At 42.2% G+C, this 21,993-nt stretch carries 22 protein-coding genes; 21 read left to right on the top strand and 1 reads right to left on the bottom strand.

Going from position 1 to position 21,993, the window contains the following annotated elements:
- Positions 1-80 precede the first annotated feature (80 nt).
- The 19 genes from GT641_RS04650 (at position 81) to GT641_RS04565 (ending at position 18,662) form a co-directional block, all read left to right on the top strand.
- Entirely contained in the window at positions 81-1,631 is a 1,551-nt protein-coding gene (locus GT641_RS04650; protein ID WP_161116926.1) for an NAD(P)H-hydrate dehydratase, read from the top strand.
- Positions 1,632-1,657: 26 nt separating this feature from the next.
- The gene (gene alr / locus GT641_RS04645; protein WP_008402979.1) at positions 1,658-2,824 is read left to right on the top strand and encodes an alanine racemase; all 1,167 of its coding nucleotides are present in this window, start codon (positions 1,658-1,660) and stop codon (positions 2,822-2,824) included.
- A gap of 70 nt (positions 2,825-2,894) precedes the next feature.
- Positions 2,895-3,239 carry a type II toxin-antitoxin system PemK/MazF family toxin gene (locus GT641_RS04640; RefSeq protein ID WP_008402980.1) on the top strand — a complete coding sequence of 115 codons (345 nt, stop codon included), beginning with the start codon at positions 2,895-2,897 and terminating at the stop codon, positions 3,237-3,239.
- A 213-nt stretch (positions 3,240-3,452) separates the two neighbouring features.
- A complete protein-coding gene (locus GT641_RS04635; RefSeq protein ID WP_119962735.1) occupies positions 3,453-4,259 on the top strand; it encodes a hemolysin family protein in 807 nt (268 codons plus the stop codon).
- 98 nt (positions 4,260-4,357) lie between these two features.
- Entirely contained in the window at positions 4,358-5,098 is a 741-nt protein-coding gene (locus GT641_RS04630) for a YebC/PmpR family DNA-binding transcriptional regulator (protein WP_008402983.1), read from the top strand.
- A gap of 210 nt (positions 5,099-5,308) precedes the next feature.
- Entirely contained in the window at positions 5,309-7,090 is a 1,782-nt protein-coding gene (locus tag GT641_RS04625) for an ABC transporter ATP-binding protein (protein ID WP_008402985.1), read from the top strand.
- Positions 7,091-7,106: 16 nt separating this feature from the next.
- Positions 7,107-8,867: an ABC transporter ATP-binding protein gene (locus GT641_RS04620; protein WP_161116925.1), complete on the top strand. Its 1,761-nt coding sequence runs from the start codon at positions 7,107-7,109 to the stop codon at positions 8,865-8,867.
- A 41-nt stretch (positions 8,868-8,908) separates the two neighbouring features.
- A complete protein-coding gene (locus tag GT641_RS04615; protein WP_161116924.1) occupies positions 8,909-10,135 on the top strand; it encodes an acetylornithine/succinylornithine family transaminase in 1,227 nt (408 codons plus the stop codon).
- Positions 10,136-10,149: 14 nt separating this feature from the next.
- The gene (queF, locus tag GT641_RS04610) at positions 10,150-10,644 is read left to right on the top strand and encodes a preQ(1) synthase (protein WP_008402990.1); all 495 of its coding nucleotides are present in this window, start codon (positions 10,150-10,152) and stop codon (positions 10,642-10,644) included.
- A gap of 12 nt (positions 10,645-10,656) precedes the next feature.
- Entirely contained in the window at positions 10,657-11,970 is a 1,314-nt protein-coding gene (locus GT641_RS04605; protein ID WP_161116923.1) for a folylpolyglutamate synthase/dihydrofolate synthase family protein, read from the top strand.
- A gap of 22 nt (positions 11,971-11,992) precedes the next feature.
- A complete protein-coding gene (locus tag GT641_RS12960) occupies positions 11,993-12,139 on the top strand; it encodes a hypothetical protein (RefSeq protein ID WP_008402992.1) in 147 nt (48 codons plus the stop codon).
- 1 nt (position 12,140) lies between these two features.
- Positions 12,141-13,550, top strand: a complete 1,410-nt coding sequence (locus GT641_RS04600) for a tetratricopeptide repeat protein (RefSeq protein ID WP_161116922.1) — start codon at positions 12,141-12,143, stop codon at positions 13,548-13,550.
- A 146-nt stretch (positions 13,551-13,696) separates the two neighbouring features.
- Positions 13,697-14,038: an STAS domain-containing protein gene (locus GT641_RS04595; RefSeq protein WP_008402996.1), complete on the top strand. Its 342-nt coding sequence runs from the start codon at positions 13,697-13,699 to the stop codon at positions 14,036-14,038.
- Between the two features lie 20 nt (positions 14,039-14,058).
- Entirely contained in the window at positions 14,059-14,490 is a 432-nt protein-coding gene (gene spoIIAB / locus GT641_RS04590; protein ID WP_008402997.1) for an anti-sigma F factor, read from the top strand.
- Positions 14,491-15,168: a sigma-70 family RNA polymerase sigma factor gene (locus tag GT641_RS04585; protein ID WP_161116921.1), complete on the top strand. Its 678-nt coding sequence runs from the start codon at positions 14,491-14,493 to the stop codon at positions 15,166-15,168.
- A gap of 62 nt (positions 15,169-15,230) precedes the next feature.
- Positions 15,231-15,860, top strand: coding sequence for a stage V sporulation protein AA (locus GT641_RS04580; protein ID WP_008402999.1), 630 nt, complete (start codon positions 15,231-15,233; stop codon positions 15,858-15,860).
- Complete coding sequence (locus tag GT641_RS04575) at positions 15,850-16,272, top strand: stage V sporulation protein AB (RefSeq protein ID WP_008403000.1); 423 nt, start codon at positions 15,850-15,852, stop codon at positions 16,270-16,272. The genes GT641_RS04580 and GT641_RS04575 overlap by 11 nt, the downstream gene beginning before the upstream one ends.
- 51 nt (positions 16,273-16,323) lie before the next feature.
- The gene (locus GT641_RS04570; RefSeq protein ID WP_049941114.1) at positions 16,324-16,782 is read left to right on the top strand and encodes a SpoVA/SpoVAEb family sporulation membrane protein; all 459 of its coding nucleotides are present in this window, start codon (positions 16,324-16,326) and stop codon (positions 16,780-16,782) included.
- Positions 16,783-16,991: 209 nt separating this feature from the next.
- Positions 16,992-18,662, top strand: a complete 1,671-nt coding sequence (locus tag GT641_RS04565) for a VanW family protein (protein ID WP_161116920.1) — start codon at positions 16,992-16,994, stop codon at positions 18,660-18,662.
- A gap of 254 nt (positions 18,663-18,916) precedes the next feature.
- On the opposite strand, the gene GT641_RS04560 is transcribed toward GT641_RS04565, so the two are convergent.
- A complete protein-coding gene (locus GT641_RS04560) occupies positions 18,917-20,218 on the bottom strand; it encodes a chloride channel protein (protein WP_161116919.1) in 1,302 nt (433 codons plus the stop codon).
- Between the two features lie 197 nt (positions 20,219-20,415).
- Between GT641_RS04560 and spoVAD the strand changes: the two genes are divergently transcribed.
- Complete coding sequence (gene spoVAD, locus GT641_RS04555) at positions 20,416-21,441, top strand: stage V sporulation protein AD (protein ID WP_044946262.1); 1,026 nt, start codon at positions 20,416-20,418, stop codon at positions 21,439-21,441.
- Positions 21,442-21,450: 9 nt separating this feature from the next.
- Positions 21,451-21,807 carry a stage V sporulation protein AE gene (gene spoVAE, locus GT641_RS04550; RefSeq protein WP_008403006.1) on the top strand — a complete coding sequence of 119 codons (357 nt, stop codon included), beginning with the start codon at positions 21,451-21,453 and terminating at the stop codon, positions 21,805-21,807.
- Positions 21,808-21,993 lie beyond the last annotated feature (186 nt).

The raw sequence follows: 21,993 nt of genomic DNA, 5'->3' as shown, positions 1-21,993 counted from the left end.
AATGCAATCAGATATGTACGAATGCCATGGCGTAATAGCCATGGCATTTGTATATACCAACGGAAGGAGGTAGCAGTTTTATGAAATTTCTTGCAACAGGGAATGAGATGCAGGAGATTGATCGTAACTCGATCGATCAGATCGGAATTCCGGGAATCGTATTAATGGAGCGAGCGGCTATGGCTGTAGCAGGAGAAATTGAAAATAGATTTCCGATTGATCAGAGAAGCGGACAATGTGTAGAAACCATGGCAGATATTAAGGTTCTGATTATTGTTGAAAAGGGAAATAATGGCGGCGATGGATTGGCAGTAGCGCGGATCTTGTCAGAAAAGGGTTATCAGACGGATGTATATTGCATAGGGCAGATCCGGAAAGCAACGGAGAGCTTTGCTGTTCAGCAGAATATTTTAGAGCAGCTCGGTATAAAGCTTCTTGATGAATATCCTGATCAGAAGTATGATATTATCGTTGATGCGATATTTGGTGTAGGATTAAAACGGGATATCAGGGGTATTCATCAAAAAATTATTGAGAAGATCAATGATACTCCGGCATATGTTGTATCGATAGATATTCCATCCGGGGTGTCGGCAACTACCGGGCAGGTGATGAATGTTGCAGTAAAGGCGGATCTTACAGTAACAATGGGGTTAATGAAGGTCGGAATGGTACTTTATCCGGGATGTGCTTGTTGCGGAGAAATCCTTGTAAAAGATATAGGATTTCCGGGAAAAGCAGTCGATATAGTAATGCCGGAAATATATACATACGAAGAAAAAGACTTGATGCGTCTTCCAAAAAGAGCAGAAGACGGAAATAAAGGTACATTTGGGAAAGTAGCAGTTATAGCCGGTAGTCAGGAGATATCGGGAGCAGCCTGTCTTGCGGCATCGGCAGCCTATCGGGTTGGAAGTGGTATGGTAAAGGTATATACCCATAAGGATAACAGAGTGATCGTAGGCGGATATCTACCGGAAGCATTGATGAAGACATATCAGGATGAGAAAACGGCTGTCCTCTGTGCAGAGGATGCATGTGCATGGGCAGATGTTATACTGATCGGACCGGGTATCGGAACCGGAAAAGAAGCGGAATGTATGCTTAAGACAGTGTTGGAGGAGTTCAAAGGAACGATCGTTGTTGATGCCGATGGCCTTAATCTTTTATCAGCTCATAAAGATTTGCTTACGGCAGGAGAGATAAGCAGACAGACGGGAAATATATCACTTGTTATTACACCACATATAAAGGAAATGTCCAGACTGACAGGAAAGACAGTGGCTGAATTAAAAGAAGCACCGGTTCGTGAGTGCAGGACATTTGCGGAAGCAGAAACACTTGTGTGTGTATTAAAAGATGCAAGAACCTGTGTCAGTGCAGGAGGTGTGCATACTTACATGAACACTTCGGGTAATGATGGCATGGCAACAGCAGGATCAGGTGATGTCCTTGCAGGAATGATCGCAGGGCTATCCGCCGGTGGAATATCTCCGGCAGAGGCAGCAAGACTTGGGGTGTATATACACGGACTGGCAGGGGATCGTGCAAAGAAACGGTATGGAAAGGCGGCTATGACCGCCGGCAGTCTGATCGATGAGATCGGTCCGGTCATGAGTTCTTATGTATAAAATATAATAGGCAGAGGCGCAGACAAATGAATAAATATAGAAGAATAGAAGCAGATATCAATCTGGATAATATCAGAGAAAATATAAAAATGATGAAGGCATGTGTGCCGGAGAGTATGAAGATGCTTGCCGTGATCAAAGCAGATGCCTATGGCCACGGAGCAGTAGAGGTTTCAAGAGCCCTTTCTGATCTGGCAGACTTTTATGCCATTGCCTGTATTGATGAGGCGGTAGAGCTTCGTCATGCAGGATGTGAGAAGCCATTGTTGATACTTGGATATACAGACCCATCAGAGTATGATGAACTGATCACATACGATGTAAGACCTGCTATGTATGATAAAGCTGAATGTGCCATTCTCTCAGATGATGCGGTAAAGAAAGGAACAAAAGCAAAGATCCATATCAAGATGGATACCGGTATGAGTCGGATCGGCTTCCAGTGTGATGATGCAGGTATCAATGATATCGTAGAGATTGCGCATATGCCGGGAATTGAGGTCGAGGGAATATTTACACATTATTCAAAGGCGGACGAATACGATAAAACAGCTGCAAATGGACAGCTTGCGTTATTCCGGTCTGTGATCGGCAGATTAGAAGAACGGGGTATATCGATTCCTGTAAAGCATATATCAAACAGCGCAGGAATCATGGAGATGGATAATGAAGGCTTTGATATGGTAAGATCCGGTATCGTAACATACGGACTATATCCATCGGATGAAGTCGATCATTCGATCGCGGCACTTAAGCCGGCAATGGAACTACTTGCCAAGGTAGTTCATGTGAAGGATGTGAAAGCAGGAACAGGTATCGGCTATGGATGGACATTTGTCGCACCGCATGATATGAGAATAGCAACCGTGTCTGCCGGTTATGCTGACGGATATCCAAGAGCACAGTCCAATATCGGACGTGTGATCATTCATGGTAAGTATGCACCAATCACCGGACGTGTCTGTATGGATCAGTTTATGATCGATGTAAGTGATATACCGGAGACGGCAGTCGGTGATACAGTTGTTCTGATCGGAAAATGCGGAGATAAAGAGATCACGGTGGAAGAAGTTGCGGAACCGGCAAACAGCTTCAACTATGAACTGATCTGTAATATCGGAAGACGTGTACCAAGAGTCTATATTAGGGATGGAAAAGAAGTCGGGGAAGTGAATTATCTACGCCGGAACTGAATATCATAGAATAGAATTGGAAATACTTTTCACAACAGAAGATATTAATAAATAAATGGAGTGAAAAGAATTGGTAATCAGAAGAGGCGATATATTTTATGCTGATTTACGACCTGTCGTTGGTTCGGAACAGGGAGGAGTCAGACCGGTACTTATCATACAGAATGAAGCGGGAAATAAACACAGTTCTACGGTGATTTGTGCAGCGATCACCAGCAAGATGAACAAGGCGAAGCTGCCTACACATGTTGAGATTGATTCCAGTCGGTATGATCTGGCAAAGGATTCGGTTGTGCTGTTGGAACAGGTGCGTACGATCGATAAACAGAGATTAAAAGAAAAAGTATGCCATATGGGAGATGACATTCTGAAAAAGGTAGATATTGCATTAAAGATCAGTCTGGATCTGTATTGATCTTTGTGGCATGGTAATTACAGACATTGTATAATCATACAGTTATACAGATTTCCATATGAATACGGATTATGCAGATTCTCATATGAAAAAATTGACGAATGTTGGAATTAATGATATATTTCCATTATATTTGCATTCGTATGGGATTAAGAATGAATGCAGAATGAAACGAACAGGAGAGGTGATTTGTAGACAGAGACTGTCTGGTATATGAAATTATTTAATAACAGAAAAGCTGATGAAGAAAAAGTTGAGGAAGAGATTATTTCCATGGTCAACGAGGGAAATGAACAGGGACTCATTCATGATGACGAAGTAGAGATGATCACAAATATTTTTGAATTCAGTGAGAAAGAAGTCCGGGATGTTATGACTCCGCGTTCCGATGTAGTTGGAATCGACAAACATACCACAATGGATGAAACGATCAAGATCATGCTGGAGAATAATTATTCCAGATATCCGGTGTTTGATGATGATCTGGACAATATAGTCGGAATCCTTTATTTTAAAGATTTTGTAAAAGCGTATCTGCAGGATAAGAACCAGACGATCGAACAGATCATGGTTGAGCCGACATTTGTGCATCCGACTAAGAATATATCGGAATTATTCAAACGGATGCAGAAAGAGAAAATCCATATGGTTATTGTGGTGGATGAGTATGGTCAGACAGAAGGCATCATAGCGATGGAAGATATTCTGGAAGAAATTGTCGGCAATATTTTTGATGAATACGACGATGATGACGATGATATTGCACTTGCGGGTCATGGATATATCGTGGGCGGCAGAGCAGAACTGGATGAATTGTCGGAACATCTGGGAATTGAGTTTCCGGATGAGGATTTTCAGACACTGAACGGGTTTATGCTGTATGAACTGGGAAGGCTCCCTTATGAGAACGAAAAAATAGATATTACATATAAGGGATATAATTTTGAGACCATTGGGATCAAGGATAAGATGATCGATAAGGTGCGGATAACCAAGGTTGAAAATGAAAATCAGGTATGATATTATGAACCAGTTGGGCTTATAAAGCTTCAAAAAAGAAACCGATATCCGAAAATGGATATTCAAAAGATAGAATTACAGAGTTAAGGAGTAAAAAAATGTCAGGACATTCAAAATTTGCAAATATTAAACATAAGAAAGAAAAGAACGATGCTGCAAAGGGTAAGATCTTTACCATTATCGGTAAGGAAATTGCAATCGCTGTAAAAGAAGGTGGTGCAAACCCTGATAACAACAGTAAGCTTCGTGATGTAATCGCAAAGGCAAAGGCAAACAATATGCCAAACGATACGATCAAGCGTGGTATCGACAGAGCAGCAGGTGATGCAAACTCAGTAAATTATGTTGCTAATACATACGAAGGATATGGTCCGAACGGTACAGCGATTATCGTTGATACTCTTACAGATAATAAGAACAGAACGGCTGCAAATGTAAGAAATGCATTTACAAAGGGCGGCGGAAACGTAGGAACGACCGGTTGTGTATCTTATATGTTTGATAATAAAGGACAGATCATTATTGATAAAGAAGAATGTGATATGGATGCAGATGATCTTATGATGATGGCACTGGATGCCGGAGCTGAGGATTTCAGTGAAGAGGAAGACAGCTTTGAGATCATCACAACACCGGATGATTTCTCAGCAGTCAGAGAGGCTCTTGAAAAAGAGGGAATCAAGATGGCAGAAGCAGAGCTTACCATGATCCCACAGAACTATGTAGATCTGACAGATCCTGAGGTTGTAAAGAAGTTTACAAGAATTCTGGATCTCTTAGATGAAGATGATGATGTACAGGCCGTATATCACAATGCAAATCTTCCGGATGAGGAATAATTATATCGTTCATGCCATTTGTGCATGAAAGAATTCCCACAGAATCCACATGCAATTTTATGTAAGGGGGTGTGGAGATTCTACCATATATGTATGCCAGGCAGGCAGCAGGACGGCAGAAAGCCGTTTGGCAGCACGCCTGGCATATGGTATGTTAAAAACAAATGCAGAGAGCATATATACATTTTACAACAAGAGTAGGAGCGTAGAATGAAGGGAATATTAAGATATTTACGGGACTATAAAAAAGAATCGGTTCTGGCACCATTATTTAAAATGCTGGAAGCCTGTTTCGAACTGCTGATCCCGATCGTAATGGCACATATTATTGATACCGGTATTAAGAATCAGGACATGGGATATGTTCTTCGGATGTGTCTCGTTATGATTGCACTTGGTATCATCGGCCTGAGCTGTTCTCTGACAGCACAGTATTTTTCCGCAAAAGCAGCAACCGGATTCGGAACGGCACTTCGAAGTGATCTGTTCCGTCATATCACAAGTCTTTCTTATAATGAGATCGATACGATCGGAACATCGACACTGCTTACTCGAATGACCAGTGATATCAACCAGATCCAGACAGGTGTCAATCTGGTGCTCCGTTTGTTCCTACGTTCTCCGTTTATCGTATTCGGTGCGATGATCATGTCATTTACGATCGATGTCAAATCAGCCATGACCTTTGTGGTTACAATACCGGCATTGTCGATCGTTGTATTCGGAATTATGCTTGTCAGCATTCCATTGTTTAAGAAGGTACAGGCAAGACTGGATAAGGTCATGCTTCTGACCCGAGAGAATCTGGAAGGTGCCCGTGTGATCCGGGCATTTAACAGACAGCAAAAAGAGGTTGATGAATTCGATAAGTCAACCGATGATCTGATGGATATTCAGTTGTATGTCGGAAGAATCTCGGCATTCTTAAATCCTGTCACATATGTGATCATCAATCTTGCAACTGTTGCGATCATCTGGATTGCAGCCGGACAGACCGATATCGGTATCCTGTCACAAGGTAAGGTTGTTGCACTGATCAACTACATGTCACAGATCTTAGTTGAGCTTGTAAAGCTTGCCAATCTGATCATTAACATCACAAAGTCGATCGCATGTGCAAAGAGAATCAATGTTGTGTTTGATACGAAGCCATCGATCACAGAGGTTGCAGAAGGTTCTGCTTTATCAGAAGCACAGAAGGCAGCCGGACAGGATGTTCCTAAGGTGGTATTTGACAACGTAGCCTTACGGTATGGTAAAGCATCGGAAGATTCACTGACCGGTATATCCTTTACGGCAAAAGCGGGAGAAACGATCGGTATTATCGGTGGTACGGGTTCCGGTAAGAGTTCTCTGGTCAACCTGATCCCGAGATTCTATGATGCCACCGGTGGTGCGGTTAAGATCGATGGTGTGGATGTAAAGGACTATGATCTCCGTTCCCTTCGAATGAAGGTAGGTGTAGTTCCGCAGAAGGCAGTTCTGTTCCAGGGCACGATCGCCGAGAATATCCGCTGGGGTAAAAATGACGCAACGGAAGAAGAGATCAATGAGGCACTTACGATCGCACAGGCAAAAGAATTCGTTGATCAGAAAACAGATGGCATGAACTTTAAGATTACACAGGGTGGCAAGAACTTATCCGGTGGGCAGAAGCAGCGTCTTACGATCGCAAGAGCAGTTGTAAGAAAGCCTGAGATCCTGATCATGGATGACAGTGCGTCGGCACTTGACTTTGCAACAGACGCAGCTCTTCGGCGTGCGATCAAAGAGCAGACAAAGGGTATGACCGTATTTATCGTTTCCCAACGAGCATCGACGATCATGGGAGCCGATCAGATCATTGTATTAGATGATGGACAGGTTGCAGGTATCGGAACCCACGAAGAATTGTTACAGTCCTGTGAGGTATATCAGGAGATATGTCAGTCACAGTTATCGGCAAATGAAGTATCCGGTAAAAAGACTTCTGCCGGAAATGCAATGGCATAGGAAGGAGGAAGCGACGATGAGTAAAAAAGAAAAAAGTACGTCTGTCAATAAGAAAACACTTGGCAGAATATTAAAGTATATCAAACGATACAGTTTCTTAGTTGTCCTTTCCCTGATCTGTGCAGCGATATCCGTTGTTCTGACCTTATATGCACCGATCATTACCGGACATATGGTAGATAAGATCGTCGGAAAAGGAGCCGTTGATTTCGGAGCATTAAAGACACTGGCAATCCGTTTTGTGATCGTAGTTGCGGTTACGGCAGTCTGCCAGTGGATCATGAATATATTGAATAATAAAGTTACCTATCATGTTGTAAATGATGTCCGTACATCTGCATATAAGAAGTTAGAACAGCTTCCGTTATCCTATGTGGATTCTCACACCCATGGTGATATCGTAAGCCGTGTGATCGCAGATGTAGACCAGTTTTCAGATGGTCTGCTGATGGGCTTTACACAGTTATTTACCGGTGTTATGACTATCGTTGGAACGCTTTGTTTCATGTTATCGATTAACGCTGTGATCACGGTTGCGGTTGTTGTGATCACTCCGGTTTCTCTGTTTGTTGCGGCATTTATCGCAAAGAAAACCTACCATATGTTCAGAAAGCAGGCAGAGATCAAGGGTGAGATGACATCACTTGTTAATGAGATGGTAGAAAACCAGAAGGTTGTAACAGCCTTTTCCATGGAAGAAAATGTAAATGACAGCTTTAACGAAGTAAATAAGAGATTGAATAAGGCAGGACTGGATGCGACCTTCTTCTCATCTATTACCAATCCGTGTACCCGTTTTGTAAACAGCTTAGTATATACCGGCGTTGGCATCATCGGTGCGGTCATGGCGATCAAGGGAAGAATATCCGTTGGTCAGCTTACCAGCTTTTTAAGCTATGCAAACCAGTATACAAAGCCATTTAATGAGATCTCAGGCGTCGTAACGGAGCTTCAGAATGCACTTGCATCCGCAGCCAGAGTATTTGAGCTGATCGATGAAGAACCGGAGATCGCGGAGCCTGCGGATGCCTATGTGATCGAGAAAGCAGATGGACAGGTGGATCTGTCTCATGTGGATTTCTCTTATAATAAAGATGTAGAACTGATCAAGAATCTGAATCTGAAGGTTGAATCGGGTAAGCGTGTAGCGATCGTCGGACCGACCGGATGTGGTAAGAGTACCGTTATCAATCTTTTAATGCGGTTCTATGATGTAGATGCCGGAGCCATTTCTGTAGATGGCCATGATATCCGTCAGGTAACGAGAGAGAGCCTTCGTGATAACTATGGTATGGTTCTTCAGGAGACCTGGTTAAAGACCGGAACGATCAAGGAGAATATCGCATACGGAAGACCGGATGCGACGGATGAGGAGATTATAGAAGCAGCAAAACAGTCCCACGCACACAGCTTTATCAAGCGTTTGCCGGAGGGGTATGATACCATGATATCAGAGGATGGCGGCGGACTGTCACAGGGACAGAAACAGCTCTTATGTATTACCAGAGTTATGCTTGATCTGCCACCGATGCTGATCCTTGATGAAGCAACATCATCGATCGATACAAGAACCGAGATCCGGATCCAGCGTGCATTTGCGAAGATGATGAAGGGAAGAACGAGCTTTGTCGTAGCGCATCGTTTGTCAACGATCAAAGAATCTGATATTATACTGGTTATGAAGGATGGACATATCATAGAGCAGGGTAATCATGAATCACTTTTAGCACAGAAAGGATTCTATTACACCCTTTACAATTCACAGTTTGCACATTAGTAGGAACTAAAAATTTGTATTTATATAAAGGAGACAGGAAGATGAAAGTTAATGAAAGCGGATATACAAAAGACGAATTACTTGACATAGTAGACAAATACCTCGCCGAGCAGTCCAGAAGATGGAATTTTATTGAAGAAAAGGGAGACGGCATGTATGTGTACGATGAGGAAGGAAATGAATATCTTGACTTCTTCGGCGGCATCGCAGTAAACAGTACCGGTAACTGTAACAAGAAAGTTGCGGCAGCGATCGCAGACCAGTGCCAGAATGTGATCCATGCATCCAATTACGCATATACACTTCCTATGATCCTGCTTGCAAAGAAAATTTGTGAGACGATCGGTATGGAGAAGGTTCTGTTCCAGAATTCAGGAACAGAGACAAATGAAGCAATGATCAAGATGGCAAGAAAATACGGAACCGATCATTACGGACCGGAGCATTATCATATCGTTACAGCCATTAACAGCTTCCATGGCAGAACCTATGGAGCGTTATCAGCAACCGGACAGCCGGACAATGCATGTCAGATCGGTTTCAAGCCGATGCTTCCGGGCTTCACATATGCAGAGTTCAATAATCTTGAGGATTTCAAGAGCAAATGTACCAAAGACACAGTTGCAATCATGGTAGAGCCTGTTCAGGGCGAGGGTGGTGTATATCCGGCAACGGAGGAATTCTTAAAAGGACTTCGTGCTTACTGTGACGAGACCGGCATCCTGTTGTTATTCGATGAGGTACAGACCGGATGGGGCAGATGCGGAGATACGATGGCATTTATGACCTATGGAGTGAAGCCTGATATGGTATCTATGGCAAAAGCGATCGGCGGCGGTATGCCGATTGGCGCACTTTGTACATCAGCAGAGCTTGCAAGTGCATTTACACCGGGGGCACACGGTTCTACTTACGCAGCCAATCCTGTATGCTGTGCAGCCGCACTTGCAGAGATCGATGAGATCTTAGACAATCATCTTGCAGAGAATGCAAAAGAGACAGGAGCTTATTTTGCAGAACAGCTTTATTCCCTTCCGTATGTGAAGGAAGTACGTGGACGCGGACTTCTGGTTGGCGTTGAATTCACCAAACCGATCGCAAACGAAGTAAAGCATCTGGCTGTTGAGAACAGACTGTTGATCACAGCGGTAAGACCAAATGTGATCCGTATGGCACCGCCACTGATCGTAACAAAGGAACAGTGCGATAAGGCTGTTCAGATCCTGATCAAATGTGTGTCAAAGGCAGCAGAAGAAGCAGATGCATAAGGAGGTAACAGAAGATGGGAAGAACCGCAGAAGAAATGGAAGATGTAACACTTCTCGGCAATAAGAATGTAAAATACAGCATGGACTATGCACCGGAGATGTTACAGACCTTTATCAATAAACATCAGGACAATGATTATTTTGTCAAGTTCAATTGTCCGGAATTTACCAGCTTATGTCCGATCACGGGACAGCCGGATTTTGCAACCGTATATATATCCTATGTTCCGGATGTGAAGATGGTAGAGAGCAAGTCTTTAAAATTATATTTGTTCAGTTTCAGAAATCACGGAGATTTCCATGAGGACTGCATGAACATTATCATGAAGGATCTGATCAAATTGATGGATCCGAAATATATTGAAGTCTGGGGCAAATTCACTCCGAGAGGCGGTATCTCGATCGATCCATATTGTAATTACGGAAGACCGGGAACAAAATGGGAAGAAGTTGCATGGAACAGAATGTCAAATCATGACCTGTATCCGGAAAAGATAGATAACAGATAGGCGGAATGTCAGATGAATTACAGGGAAACAGTTGAGTATATCCTAAGCATTCCACTGTTCGCACAGAAGATTGGCACAGAGAATCTTGCCAGTCTTCTTGAACGTTTAGGGAATCCGCAGGATAAGAGTAAAGTGATCCATATAGCAGGAACAAACGGTAAGGGATCAACGGCAAAGGCGCTTGCTACGATACTGATGCATGCAGGCTTTCATGTAGGATTGTTTACATCACCGCATCTTGTCTCGATCAATGAGCGGATCCGATATGATGATGAAATGATATCGGATGAAGATTTTACATGGGCGTTTGAGCAGGTGCGGAAGAAGTTCATCGTTCATCCGTCTTTCTTTGAAGTGATGTTTGCGATGGCGGCTGTTTATTATGAGAAGAAGCAGCCGGATTATGTGATTTATGAGACCGGAATGGGTGGCAGGCTGGATGCAACTAATGTCGTAAGACCGGAGCTTTGCATTATCACATCGGTAGGACTTGATCATATGGAATATCTTGGAGATACGATCGCTAAGATCGCAGGAGAGAAAGCAGGGATCATCAAACCGTCAGTTCCGGTCGTATATTTCAAGCGGGATGCGGTTTCGTCTGGAATCATAGAGACTCGTGCAAAAGAATTGGATTCTGCCGTAACAGCGGTCGAAAAATCAAACTATATAATAAATGAAATAGATGATAAAACCATTGATTTTTCATTTCATAATCGGTATTATAATTATGACCATTTGAGGATACCGAAAACGTCTCTTTATCAGGTCGAAAATACCTGCCTTGCAGTTGCATCCTTTGATATCCTGATGCAGATCAGGGATATGGTATACGAGAAAAATGCAGGTGCTGATGTCAGAATAGAGCAGGCAGTCAGAAGCGGATTGCTTGATTTTTCATGGGAAGGCAGGATGGAGGAGATTGCACCTGATCTGTTTGTAGATGGTGCGCACAATCCGGAAGCGGTCGAATGTTATTGCAGAACACTTCGGACGCTTTATACGAAGAAAAAGAAGATCCTGGTCTTTGCAGCAGTAAAGGACAAGGATTATGATACGATGATACGGGATCTGACAGAAGAACTTTCATTTGAGAAGATCATAGTTACGAGTGTGGATAATAAACGGAAAGCACCTGTTGCATTGATCGCTGACAGATTTCGAAAATACACAGGACATGCGGTGGAGGCATATGAGGATATTGCAGAAGCAATGAATGCCGCTATCCGTTATAAAGAACAGATTACAGATTCAGCAGTCTATTGTGTGGGTTCTCTTTATCTGGTTGGTGAAGTTAAACGATGGCTTTCAGGGATAAAAGAGTAATCTACAAATATGGAGGAATATCATGATAAACTTTGATGAAGAAGTAAAAAAATTCAGACCGACTCTGGAAGTAGATCAGGCAGAAGATGCCATTTATAATAATGATCTGAAGGATATCTCGGATATTATGCAGGAGATGCTTCGTGTAGCAAAGGAAACGGAGAAATAAGATGGCAGATGTACTGAATTGTAAGCATTGTGGCGGTAAGATCCTTGTTACCGGATATTGCAGCCAGTGCGGATTAAAGAGTGAGTTTGTAAATAAAGCACTGAACACATCCAAATATTATTATAATATCGGTCTGGATAAAGCCAGAGTCCGTGATATGAGCGGTGCAGAGGAAGCATTAAAGATCTCTCTTAAATATGATAAAATGAACATTGATGCCAGAAATCTTCTGGGACTTGTATATTATGAAACCGGTGAAGTTGTTCTGGCATTAAGCCACTGGGTCATCAGTGTGAATTATTTCAGCGGACGTAATGTTGCAAAACGCTACATCAAAGAAGTAAAGGGAAATCCCCATAAGCTTGAGACGACGAATAATGCGGCGAGAAAATACAATCAGGCAGTAAACTATGCCAGACAGGGCAGTAAGGATCTTGCCTTTATCCAGCTTAGAAAAGTCTTATCGGATAATCCGAAGTTTGTAAACGGATATTTGTTGATGGCACTTCTTCTGATCGATGATAACAAATATGATAAGGCAAGAAAAGCATTAAAACGTGTTATCAAGATCGACAGAACGAATCCGCTGGCTGTCCGTTATTTTAACGAGATGGGACATACGGATGAGGAGATTATGAGTTTTCGTGATTATCCGGATGATGATTATGACGCAGATCTTTTATTTGTGGAAGACCAGCCACGGGCATATGTAGATACTGACTCGGTTGATTATGAAGGAAAACCGGTTCCGGTTGGCAGATATAAGGATATCAATTTTTACAAATATTCACTTGCATATGTATTTGCGGGACTTCTGCTCGGACTGGCGGTTATGTGGTTCCTTGTAATACCGCAACATAGCAAGAATGCGGATAGCGAGAGCCGGGATGTGAAGATTGCTTACAGTGAAGATCTGGCAGATAAAAATACCAAGATTTCGTCATTGCAGGATCAGCTTGATACGCTTACGACAAAGAATGATACATTGACAAAACAGGTGTCGGAGTATGAGAAGAAAAGTAAGGCAGAGTTAGCAGATTCAGATAAAGTATCTATGCAGCTGGCACTCAAATATTATAACGATACACAGTATGATAAAGCTATGACAGAGTTTGATAAAGTATTGGAGACCAGCCCGGATTATGATGTTGCGTTATATTACAAAGCACTTTGTTACCTTGGTACAGAGGATGAAGATAAAGCAAAGACGGCATTTGAAACCTTCTTTGATAAATGTCCGGATTCTATCTACTATACAGTTGCAGTTTCATTATCCGGCGTTAAGACAAGTGAAGATGCGGGAGACGGGGAAAGCACTGTTGATACTACTACCGAGGGAACCACTCAAGAGGAAGGAACAACGCAAGAGACGGGAACCACAGAGCCCGGACCGGATCCTTTGAATGAGTAATAGATGTGTAAAAAAATAAATATTATAAAATACAAAAGACAAATAGGAGATAGACACGCCTGTTTGTCTTTTTTTGTGGAATTAATCATGCGATATCAGACAGTAATATATATACAAAAATACATGTATGAAAAAAGGAGGGAAATATGAATAATTATGAAAAGATTGGGGATACTATACTGATCGAACTTCCTGAGGAAGTAGACGATTATCGTGCAGCCGGATTGGTAGAAGAAACGGAAGATGCTTTTTCTGATTCCAGGGTTCGTTATGTGGTCTTTGACTTTAAGCACACAAATATGATGGACAGCTCCGGAATTGGATTTATAACCAGGCGGTTTCGTAATGTCTATGACCGAGGCGGACAGGCATTTGTCATAAACAGTAATGACAGAATGGAACGGCTGCTTACGATGTCCGGAATATTTAAGATCGTAACAAAAGCAGGAAATTTTGAGGAAGCGTATCGGACTGTACATACCTCATAGAAGAAAAGGAGAAGACGGAAATGGACAGAAATGAAATGAAAATAGAATTTGGAAGTGATCCAAGAAATGAGAGCTTTGCAAGAGTTGTTGTTGCATCATTTATGACAAGAACAAATCCGACATTAGAAGAAGTGGCAGATGTAAAAACAGCGGTATCAGAGGCTGTTACGAATTCGATCATCCATGGATATAAGGGAGAAGATGGTGTGATCGAAATTGTATCCCGTATTGCAAACAGAATCCTGTACATAGAGATCACAGATCATGGATGCGGAATCGAAGATGTTGATAAAGCTATGGAACCGATGTATACAACCGGAACAGATGGAAGATCAGGAATGGGATTTTCATTTATGGAAGCGTTTATGGATGAGCTGACGGTGGAATCGGAGCCGGGAGTCGGAACAGTAGTAAAGATGACGAAAAAAATAGGGACAGGATGTGCGATGTAAATGGAAAATAATCTGGATCTTCTTTTACAGGCGAAAAATGGGGATGACCATGCAAAAGAGAAACTGATTGAACAGAATCTTGGGCTTGTATGGAGTGTAGCAAGAAGATTTACAGGACGAGGATATGACATCGAGGATTTGTTTCAGATCGGATGTATAGGACTGATCAAATGTATTGACAAGTTCAGCTTTGAGTATGATGTAAAATTTTCCACATATGCAGTACCGCTGATTCAGGGAGAGATCAGACGTTTTCTACGGGATTCCGGTGCGATCAAGGTGAGCAGAAGCCTGAAAGAAATGAATATGAAGGTAGAACAGTACAGACAGAAGATAAAGAAAGAAAAAGGTTATGAACCGGAGATTACGGAGATAGCTGCTGCACTGTCCTTTGATGCCGGAGATATTGTAATGGCGATGGAAGCGTCGATGGAGATTGAATCTTTAGATACGCCCGGAGTCCTATCAAAGACTGAGGAATACAGTCAGGATATTGTGGATCATATTACGTTGTCACAGCTGTTGGATCGGCTTGATCCGGACGAACAGATGCTGATCAGACTTCGATATTTTGAAGACCGTACACAGACAGAGACAGGAAAGACGCTTGGACTCAGTCAGGTTCAGGTAAGCAGGAAGGAGAAGAAAATTTTAGAGAAACTCAAAGAATATGTATAAAATATAACAAATGCTGACATCCTATTTTCTATAGGAATATGGAATAAAGCGGGTGATGAAAAATGGCATATATGGTCTATCTGCAGCTGGCTGAAAATGTTCTTGCCGAACAGCGGAAGGTTCGGATAAAGGATGTATCAAAGGTTGTAGCGGATAATCCGGATCTGAAGAACAAAATCGAAAAGCTTGTGCTTATGAATTTTTCAACCGGTTCAAAAGGGCAGCAGGTCATATCGATTCTGGATATCATTGAGGAGATCAAGAAGAATTGCGACGAGGAAGTCAGCATTACAAATCTTGGCCAGCCAAATGTGGTTGTATATTACAAAGCATTTGATCCGTCAGACCGGATCAAGCAGACATTTAAGTTTATTCTGCTCTGTCTGATCGCATTCTTTGGGGCGGGATTTTCTATCATATCTTATAATTCCGATGTAAACCTGCTTGGACAGCTTGACCTGCTGCAAAATGTATTTACCGGGGGAAGTGAGTCCGGGGCTGCGATAGGAGCCGTCTCCTATTCAATCGGGTTGTTTATCGGAATCATCATATTCTTTAATCACGGAACCAATAAGAAATTCACGGATGATCCGACACCGCTTCAGGTCCAGATGCGCCAATATGAACAGGAAGTGAACCAGACGATCATAACGGATGCTACAAGAAAGAAGGATGTCCGGGATGCTGATTAGACTTATCTGTTATGCGGCTGTTGCATTTATTGGCGGTGCAGCAATATCCAGTGGATATTTTGCATTTATTTCCCTGATCGGTGTATTTCCGAAGCTTGCGGAAAAGGTAAAAGGTGACAGGCACTATATGTTGATTGAATGTCTGCTTGCCTATGGTGCGGTTGTGGGTAATGTCATTTATCTGTTTAATATCAGAATTCCGCTTTTACTTCCCGGTCTGGCATTTGTCACTTTGTTCGGCGGTATATTTACCGGCTGTCTGGTTGGAGCTCTGGCAGAGGTGTTAAATGTGTTCCCGATCATTTCAAGGCGGTTTTCCGTCAGACGGTATATTCCCTATGTGATCTATGCGGTGGCTGCAGGTAAACTTGTAGGATCGATAATAGGACTGATCTCTACCGGACTGGTCTGACAGACAAAACAAAGAAAACTTATAATAATGAAAGAAACAGAGGTGTACGGTATGAAATATGAACCAAAAGAAAAGGAATATAATCAGTATGTAGAAACAGTAACTCCGACATCGAATTCATTCAGAAACTGTCTCTGGGCATTTCTGGTTGGAGGACTCATCTGTACGATCGGGCAGGGTTTGTTTAACCTGTTACAGTATTTTGGATGGAATAAGAACGACAGTTCTTCCTATGTGTCTGTTATTCTTGTTTTGATCAGCGTTATCCTGACAGGGTTTAATCTTTATAAGAAGATAGCCAAATACGGTGGGGCGGGAGCGCTTGTTCCGATCACCGGTTTTGCAAATGGCGTCTGTGCCCCGGTCATAGAATTTCAGACCGAAGGTGAGGTGTTTGGAAAAGGTGTGAAATGTTTCACGATCGCAGGACCTGTTATCATGTATGGAATTTTCGTGTCATGGGGACTTGGAGTTATTTATTGGATCTGTAAACTTGCCGGCTGGGTATAACCCTGCCGGTATGTGTTTGTTCCAAAATTGTTACATATTTTTTATGAAAGAATATAGCTTTTGTGAAATATTTCTTTCCTTTGGAATCCGTATTGACATATAAAAATTCCTATGATAACTTTAACAAATGGTTGAATATATTAATGTAGGGGATTTTAACCATCAGTTTGATGCGTATATCCTCAAATGTAGTAAAATGGAGATACATCATGAAAAAAGCAAAAAGAAGTATTACTACAACGATATGTGTTATTGTTGCATTAGGTGTGTTTTATCTGATCGCATGTGCATGTATCGGAAATAAAAAATTTTTCCCGAATACAAGCATTAACGGAATTGATGTCAGCAGTATGACAGTGGCACAGGCGGCAGAGGAAGTAAAAGAGCAGTTCCGGACGGAATACAGCAATGCATCCATTGACGTAACGGTTAAGGATAAGAAATACTGTATCGTGATTGAAGATGCACTTGATCTGGATGTTACGGATGCAGTAAAAAAGGCAAATGATGAGAAGCATTTCTTCCTTGCAAGAGGATGGAATTTTGTAGCTGCCCTGTTCGGAGATCAGGAGATTCAGGCAAAACCTTCATTGAAGGATAAGAAGCTGTTATATACGGCAGTTAAGCAGTCTGAGCTTAATAAGTTAGAAGGGCTTGAAGATAAGTATTATACGGTAGAAAAAGATAAGATTATCGTAACAAAGGGTAGAGGCGGTTATGTTGTAGATACCGATGCGCTGGTTGACCGGATGGCTGAGCTGATCACGGCCGGTAACTATGCAGAGTCGATCGAATGTCCGCTTACATATGGAGATGTAGATCTTGATCTGATCTATGATGAGGTCTATGTTGAACCCGCAGATGCTACACTTGATCCTGAAAATGATTATAGTGTAACAGATTCTGTAACCGGTGTCAGCTTTGATAAAGATGCAGCTGCAAAGAAATTAGAGGCAGCCAAGGATGGTGAAGAGGTCAGTATAGATCTGGTATATACAGAACCTGAATTGTCAAAGGAGACTTTACAGTCCTATCTGTTCCGTGATACCTTAAGTTCGTTCAGCACGAATGTTGGAGGGACAGAAGCGAGAAAGTCTAATGTTGCAAAGGCCGCTGAGAATTGTAATGGAACGATTCTTATGCCGGGTGAGCAGTTCTCGTTTAACAATGTTGTAGGACAGAGAACGATTGAAAATGGTTTCAGCGCAGCACCTTCTTATGTTAATGGTGAATCCGTGGATGAAGTTGGAGGAGGAATCTGTCAGGTATCGTCTACACTGTATGATGCATGTCTGTATGCGAATCTTCAGATCAACGAAAGACACTGTCATCCACATCCGTCTGCCTATGTAGATACAGGATTTGATGCAACAGTATCCTGGGGCGGTCCGGATTATAAATTTACAAATAATACTGAATATCCGATCAAGATCGTATCATCTTATGGCGGAGGTGTTGTTACCTGTGTGCTCTATGGCACAAAGTTAAAAGATTTTAAGGTGTCATTATCCAGTGAAGTTGTTGCAACATATGATTATGAGACAGAGTATGAGGACGATGATACACTGGAAGAAGGAGAAGAAAAAGTCTCTGTAACAGGTATCACCGGACTTAAGGTTCAGACCTATCGTACCGTATATGATGAAAATGGTGAGAAGATATCATCCGAACCGGAATCCGTCAGTGTCTATGACAAACGTAACAAAGTCATTCTTCGAGGAACAAAAGAGAAAGAGACAACTGAGGAGAAGAAAGATTCCGAAAAGAAAGACGATAAGAAATCGGATAAAAAGTCAGACAAAAAGTCGGATAAAAAAGATGATACAAAAACAGACAAGTCCGACGATAAGACAACAGAAGAAACGGACAAAGCAGAATAAAATAATATATAAAAGCTTATAAAGAAAATAATATATATGGCAGAAAGAAAAAGAAGACATTTGTCTTATGTAGTGACCTTACGAGGATTTCGTTGAGAGATGCATAGTGCCAGTAAATACGGGTGCCTGTTTGAGCTCGAAGAGCGAGTTGGCACAGGAGTATTTACGAATCAGGCATATGCATCGAACAGAAACCGCAGTAAGACATTATATAAGACAAATGTCTTCTTTTTCTTTTGTTCTATACAATAGAGCTATTCATCATGCTCGATCGTCTTCACTTCCTGGTTTGTGTAAAGGTTTACATAGTGAGGACGAAGCTTCGAATAGATGATCTTCTGTTCACTGTACAGGCTGTAGTAGCCGGATAACATATAGCTGACACTGGCTCCGATAGCAAAGAGCAGAATGCCGCTTGCACCGAATAATTCAATACTGAGGACTAAAGATGCCAGTGGACAGTTTACAACGCCACAGAACAGACATACAAGCCCCATAGCGGCTCCAAAGCCGGGATCAAGTCCGATCCAGCCACCTACGGTACAACCGACTGTAGCGCCGATAAAGAAAGAAGGAACGATCTCACCGCCACGGAAGCCACAGCCGATGGTAATACAGGTAAAGATCAGTTTGAGCAGGAAAGCTTCCGGTTTTGCTTCTCCATGAATTGCCTGCTCGATGATATTCATACCTGCTCCGTTGTAATCATTGGAACGAACTAATATAGTGAGCAGAACCACAAGGACACCACCAACGAAGATCCGTACATATTGATTTTTGAAAAATTTCTTAAAGGCTTTTCCTGTTGCCTGCATAGACAGGCAGAATAATATACTGACTATCGCAACGACAACTGCGAGGATAACAACACGAATACCGGTTGCCAGGGACATATCGGGAACCTGATTTAGTATAAAGTAAGTTGGAGTTATATGAAATTTTTCAGTGATCGCATATGCAATGGTTGCTGACAGGATACAAGGCACCAGAGCACTGTAGTAGAGAATACCGATACTGATAACCTCAACGCTGAATAAGGCAGCGGTGACCGGTGTTCCGAATAAAGCAGCAAATACAGCACTCATGCCACACAGCGTCATAATGTGCTTATCGTTATCATTCATTTTTACCAGTTTTCCGATTGACGCGCCGATGCTTCCGCCAATCTGCAAAGCAGCTCCTTCACGACCGGCGGATCCCCCGAAAAGATGAGTGATAGCGGTTGAGATAAATATTAACGGAGCCATTCGAAATGGAACATTATACTCTGAATTTCGGATTGAACCGATGACCAGATTTGTACCTTTGTCGTGCTTAAGTCCGCAGCTTCTGTATAAGAAGATGATGACCAGACCGGCAAGAGGCAGAAGATATATGATCCATGAATGACTGTCCCGATATTTTGTAACATATTCAACGCTGTAGTGGAAGGCTGTTCCGACAGCACCACAGGTTGTTCCGATTATAATAGAACATATTATCCATTTTATAAATGTTTTAATATATCGTTTTGTTCGATCAATACAGTTTAACCAATATTCTTTTGTAAAAAGCATAATTAACTCCATTTCAGATTTTCTTTTAAAATCTGCATACCGGATATCTGATCTTATATGCAGTCGATAATTTGCATCTGTTTAAGATTACTCCGAAATGAAGAATTTGTCCAGCGCATATTCTGCATGTATAAATTACCTGCAAATTACAAATGAATAAATATTATTACAATGTAAAAAGAAAGGATACACATAACATGAACAGGATGATAGGGAAACAGAGTGTTAGTTTTACGGATCCCCCATATATATTGGGAGAGGCATCTGTCTGCGGACCGAAAGAAGCAGACGGACCGCTTGCGGGATATTTTGATATCGTATCGGAAGATCCGACATTTGGAAAGGATTCATGGGAAGAAGGAGAGAGCGAGATGGTAAAGCAAGCAGTGGAGCTTGCGATCAAAAAGGCAGGTAAAGAGAAATCTGATATCCGTTATCTGTTCGCAGGAGATCTGCTGGGGCAGCTGATCGCGACAACCTTCGGTGTCAAGGATATGGATATACCGATCTTTGGTTTATATGGAGCCTGTTCGACCTGCGGTGAGGGTTTATCACTTGCGGCGATGACAGTTGCGGCAGGATATGCAGATTATGCTGTCTCGGCAACCTCCAGTCATTATGGAAGTGCGGAGAAACAGTTCCGGTTTCCACTGGAATACGGAAATCAGCGTCCGTTGTCCGCGACATGGACGGTAACCGGAAGCGGAGCATTTGTAATAGGAAGTAAAAAAGATGATGATGCACCTGTATCTGTCAGGATCAAAGGAGTTACGACAGGGAAGATCGTTGATTACGGTGTAAAAGATTCCTTTAATATGGGAGCATGTATGGCCCCTGCTGCGGCAGATTTGATCTATCAGAATCTACAGGATTTTGATGTGAAACCGACATATTATGATCGGATCATTACCGGCGATCTGGGAAAGATCGGTCGGAAAATTTTGATTGATCTGCTAAAAGATAATGGTGTAGATATCAGCAGACAGCATATGGATTGTGGAATTGAGATATTTGATAATGAAGAACAGGATACACATTCAGGCGGCTCGGGATGCGGCTGTTCGGCGATCACACTTGCAGGGTATATATTAAAACAGCTTCGTGAGGGTTCATGGAAAAGGGTACTTTTCGTGCCTACGGGAGCCCTTCTGTCTACGGTCAGTTACAACGAAGGTCAGAATATACCGGGTATTGCACATGGTGTAATAATAGAAAGGGAGTAGAGATAGTATATGGATTATATAAAAGCATTTATTATTGGTGGATTGATCTGTGTTCTGGTTCAGATCCTTATGGATAATACAAAGCTGTTGCCGGGACGCATAATGGTACTTCTTGTCTGTACGGGAGCGGTTCTCGGTGCGATAGGGGTGTATGAACCATTTTTAGAATTTGCAGGCTGTGGAGCATCCGTTCCCTTATCGGGATTTGGATATAACCTCTGGAAGGGAATCAAAGAAGCGGTAGATCAGGATGGATTCATAGGGCTGTTCCGGGGAGGCTTTAAAATGGCAGCAGTGGGAACCTCCGCTGCATTGATCTTTTCCTATATTGCCTCACTGATATTTAAACCAAAGATGACGAAATAGAATTAATCCACATAAAAGAAAGAACGCTGATGTTTATCCTATTATTACGCAAGACACTTTCGTTCTATCCTCGGTGTAACGGCACATAGGACAGCAAAATACGCTGTCGAAGTGCCGACACTCGGATAGGCTTGCTACATAACAGATAAACACCAGCGTTCTCTTTTATGTGTATTACTCTTATTC

It is taken from the genome of Clostridium sp. BIOML-A1, assembly GCF_009874105.1.
Classification (GTDB): domain Bacteria; phylum Bacillota; class Clostridia; order Lachnospirales; family Lachnospiraceae; genus Coprococcus.
Note: the sequence above shows the minus strand (reverse complement) of the source record. Positions and strands in the feature narration are given on the sequence as shown.

Excerpts from the sequence above, each read along its gene's own strand:
- GT641_RS04650 (WP_161116926.1), top strand. The coding sequence starts at position 81 with ATGAAATTTCTTGCAACAGGGAATGAGATGCAGGAGATTGATCGTAAC.
- alr (WP_008402979.1), top strand. The coding sequence starts at position 1,658 with ATGAATAAATATAGAAGAATAGAAGCAGATATCAATCTGGATAATATC.
- GT641_RS04635 (WP_119962735.1), top strand. The coding sequence starts at position 3,453 with ATGAAATTATTTAATAACAGAAAAGCTGATGAAGAAAAAGTTGAGGAA.
- GT641_RS04630 (WP_008402983.1), top strand. The coding sequence starts at position 4,358 with ATGTCAGGACATTCAAAATTTGCAAATATTAAACATAAGAAAGAAAAG.
- GT641_RS04625 (WP_008402985.1), top strand. The coding sequence starts at position 5,309 with ATGAAGGGAATATTAAGATATTTACGGGACTATAAAAAAGAATCGGTT.
- GT641_RS04620 (WP_161116925.1), top strand. The coding sequence starts at position 7,107 with ATGAGTAAAAAAGAAAAAAGTACGTCTGTCAATAAGAAAACACTTGGC.
- GT641_RS04615 (WP_161116924.1), top strand. The coding sequence starts at position 8,909 with ATGAAAGTTAATGAAAGCGGATATACAAAAGACGAATTACTTGACATA.
- queF (WP_008402990.1), top strand. The coding sequence starts at position 10,150 with ATGGGAAGAACCGCAGAAGAAATGGAAGATGTAACACTTCTCGGCAAT.
- GT641_RS04605 (WP_161116923.1), top strand. The coding sequence starts at position 10,657 with ATGAATTACAGGGAAACAGTTGAGTATATCCTAAGCATTCCACTGTTC.
- GT641_RS12960 (WP_008402992.1), top strand. The coding sequence starts at position 11,993 with ATGATAAACTTTGATGAAGAAGTAAAAAAATTCAGACCGACTCTGGAA.
- GT641_RS04600 (WP_161116922.1), top strand. The coding sequence starts at position 12,141 with ATGGCAGATGTACTGAATTGTAAGCATTGTGGCGGTAAGATCCTTGTT.
- GT641_RS04595 (WP_008402996.1), top strand. The coding sequence starts at position 13,697 with ATGAATAATTATGAAAAGATTGGGGATACTATACTGATCGAACTTCCT.
- spoIIAB (WP_008402997.1), top strand. The coding sequence starts at position 14,059 with ATGGACAGAAATGAAATGAAAATAGAATTTGGAAGTGATCCAAGAAAT.
- GT641_RS04585 (WP_161116921.1), top strand. The coding sequence starts at position 14,491 with ATGGAAAATAATCTGGATCTTCTTTTACAGGCGAAAAATGGGGATGAC.
- GT641_RS04580 (WP_008402999.1), top strand. The coding sequence starts at position 15,231 with ATGGCATATATGGTCTATCTGCAGCTGGCTGAAAATGTTCTTGCCGAA.
- GT641_RS04575 (WP_008403000.1), top strand. The coding sequence starts at position 15,850 with ATGCTGATTAGACTTATCTGTTATGCGGCTGTTGCATTTATTGGCGGT.
- GT641_RS04570 (WP_049941114.1), top strand. The coding sequence starts at position 16,324 with ATGAAATATGAACCAAAAGAAAAGGAATATAATCAGTATGTAGAAACA.
- GT641_RS04565 (WP_161116920.1), top strand. The coding sequence starts at position 16,992 with ATGAAAAAAGCAAAAAGAAGTATTACTACAACGATATGTGTTATTGTT.
- GT641_RS04560 (WP_161116919.1), bottom strand. The coding sequence starts at position 20,218 with ATGCTTTTTACAAAAGAATATTGGTTAAACTGTATTGATCGAACAAAA.
- spoVAD (WP_044946262.1), top strand. The coding sequence starts at position 20,416 with ATGAACAGGATGATAGGGAAACAGAGTGTTAGTTTTACGGATCCCCCA.
- spoVAE (WP_008403006.1), top strand. The coding sequence starts at position 21,451 with ATGGATTATATAAAAGCATTTATTATTGGTGGATTGATCTGTGTTCTG.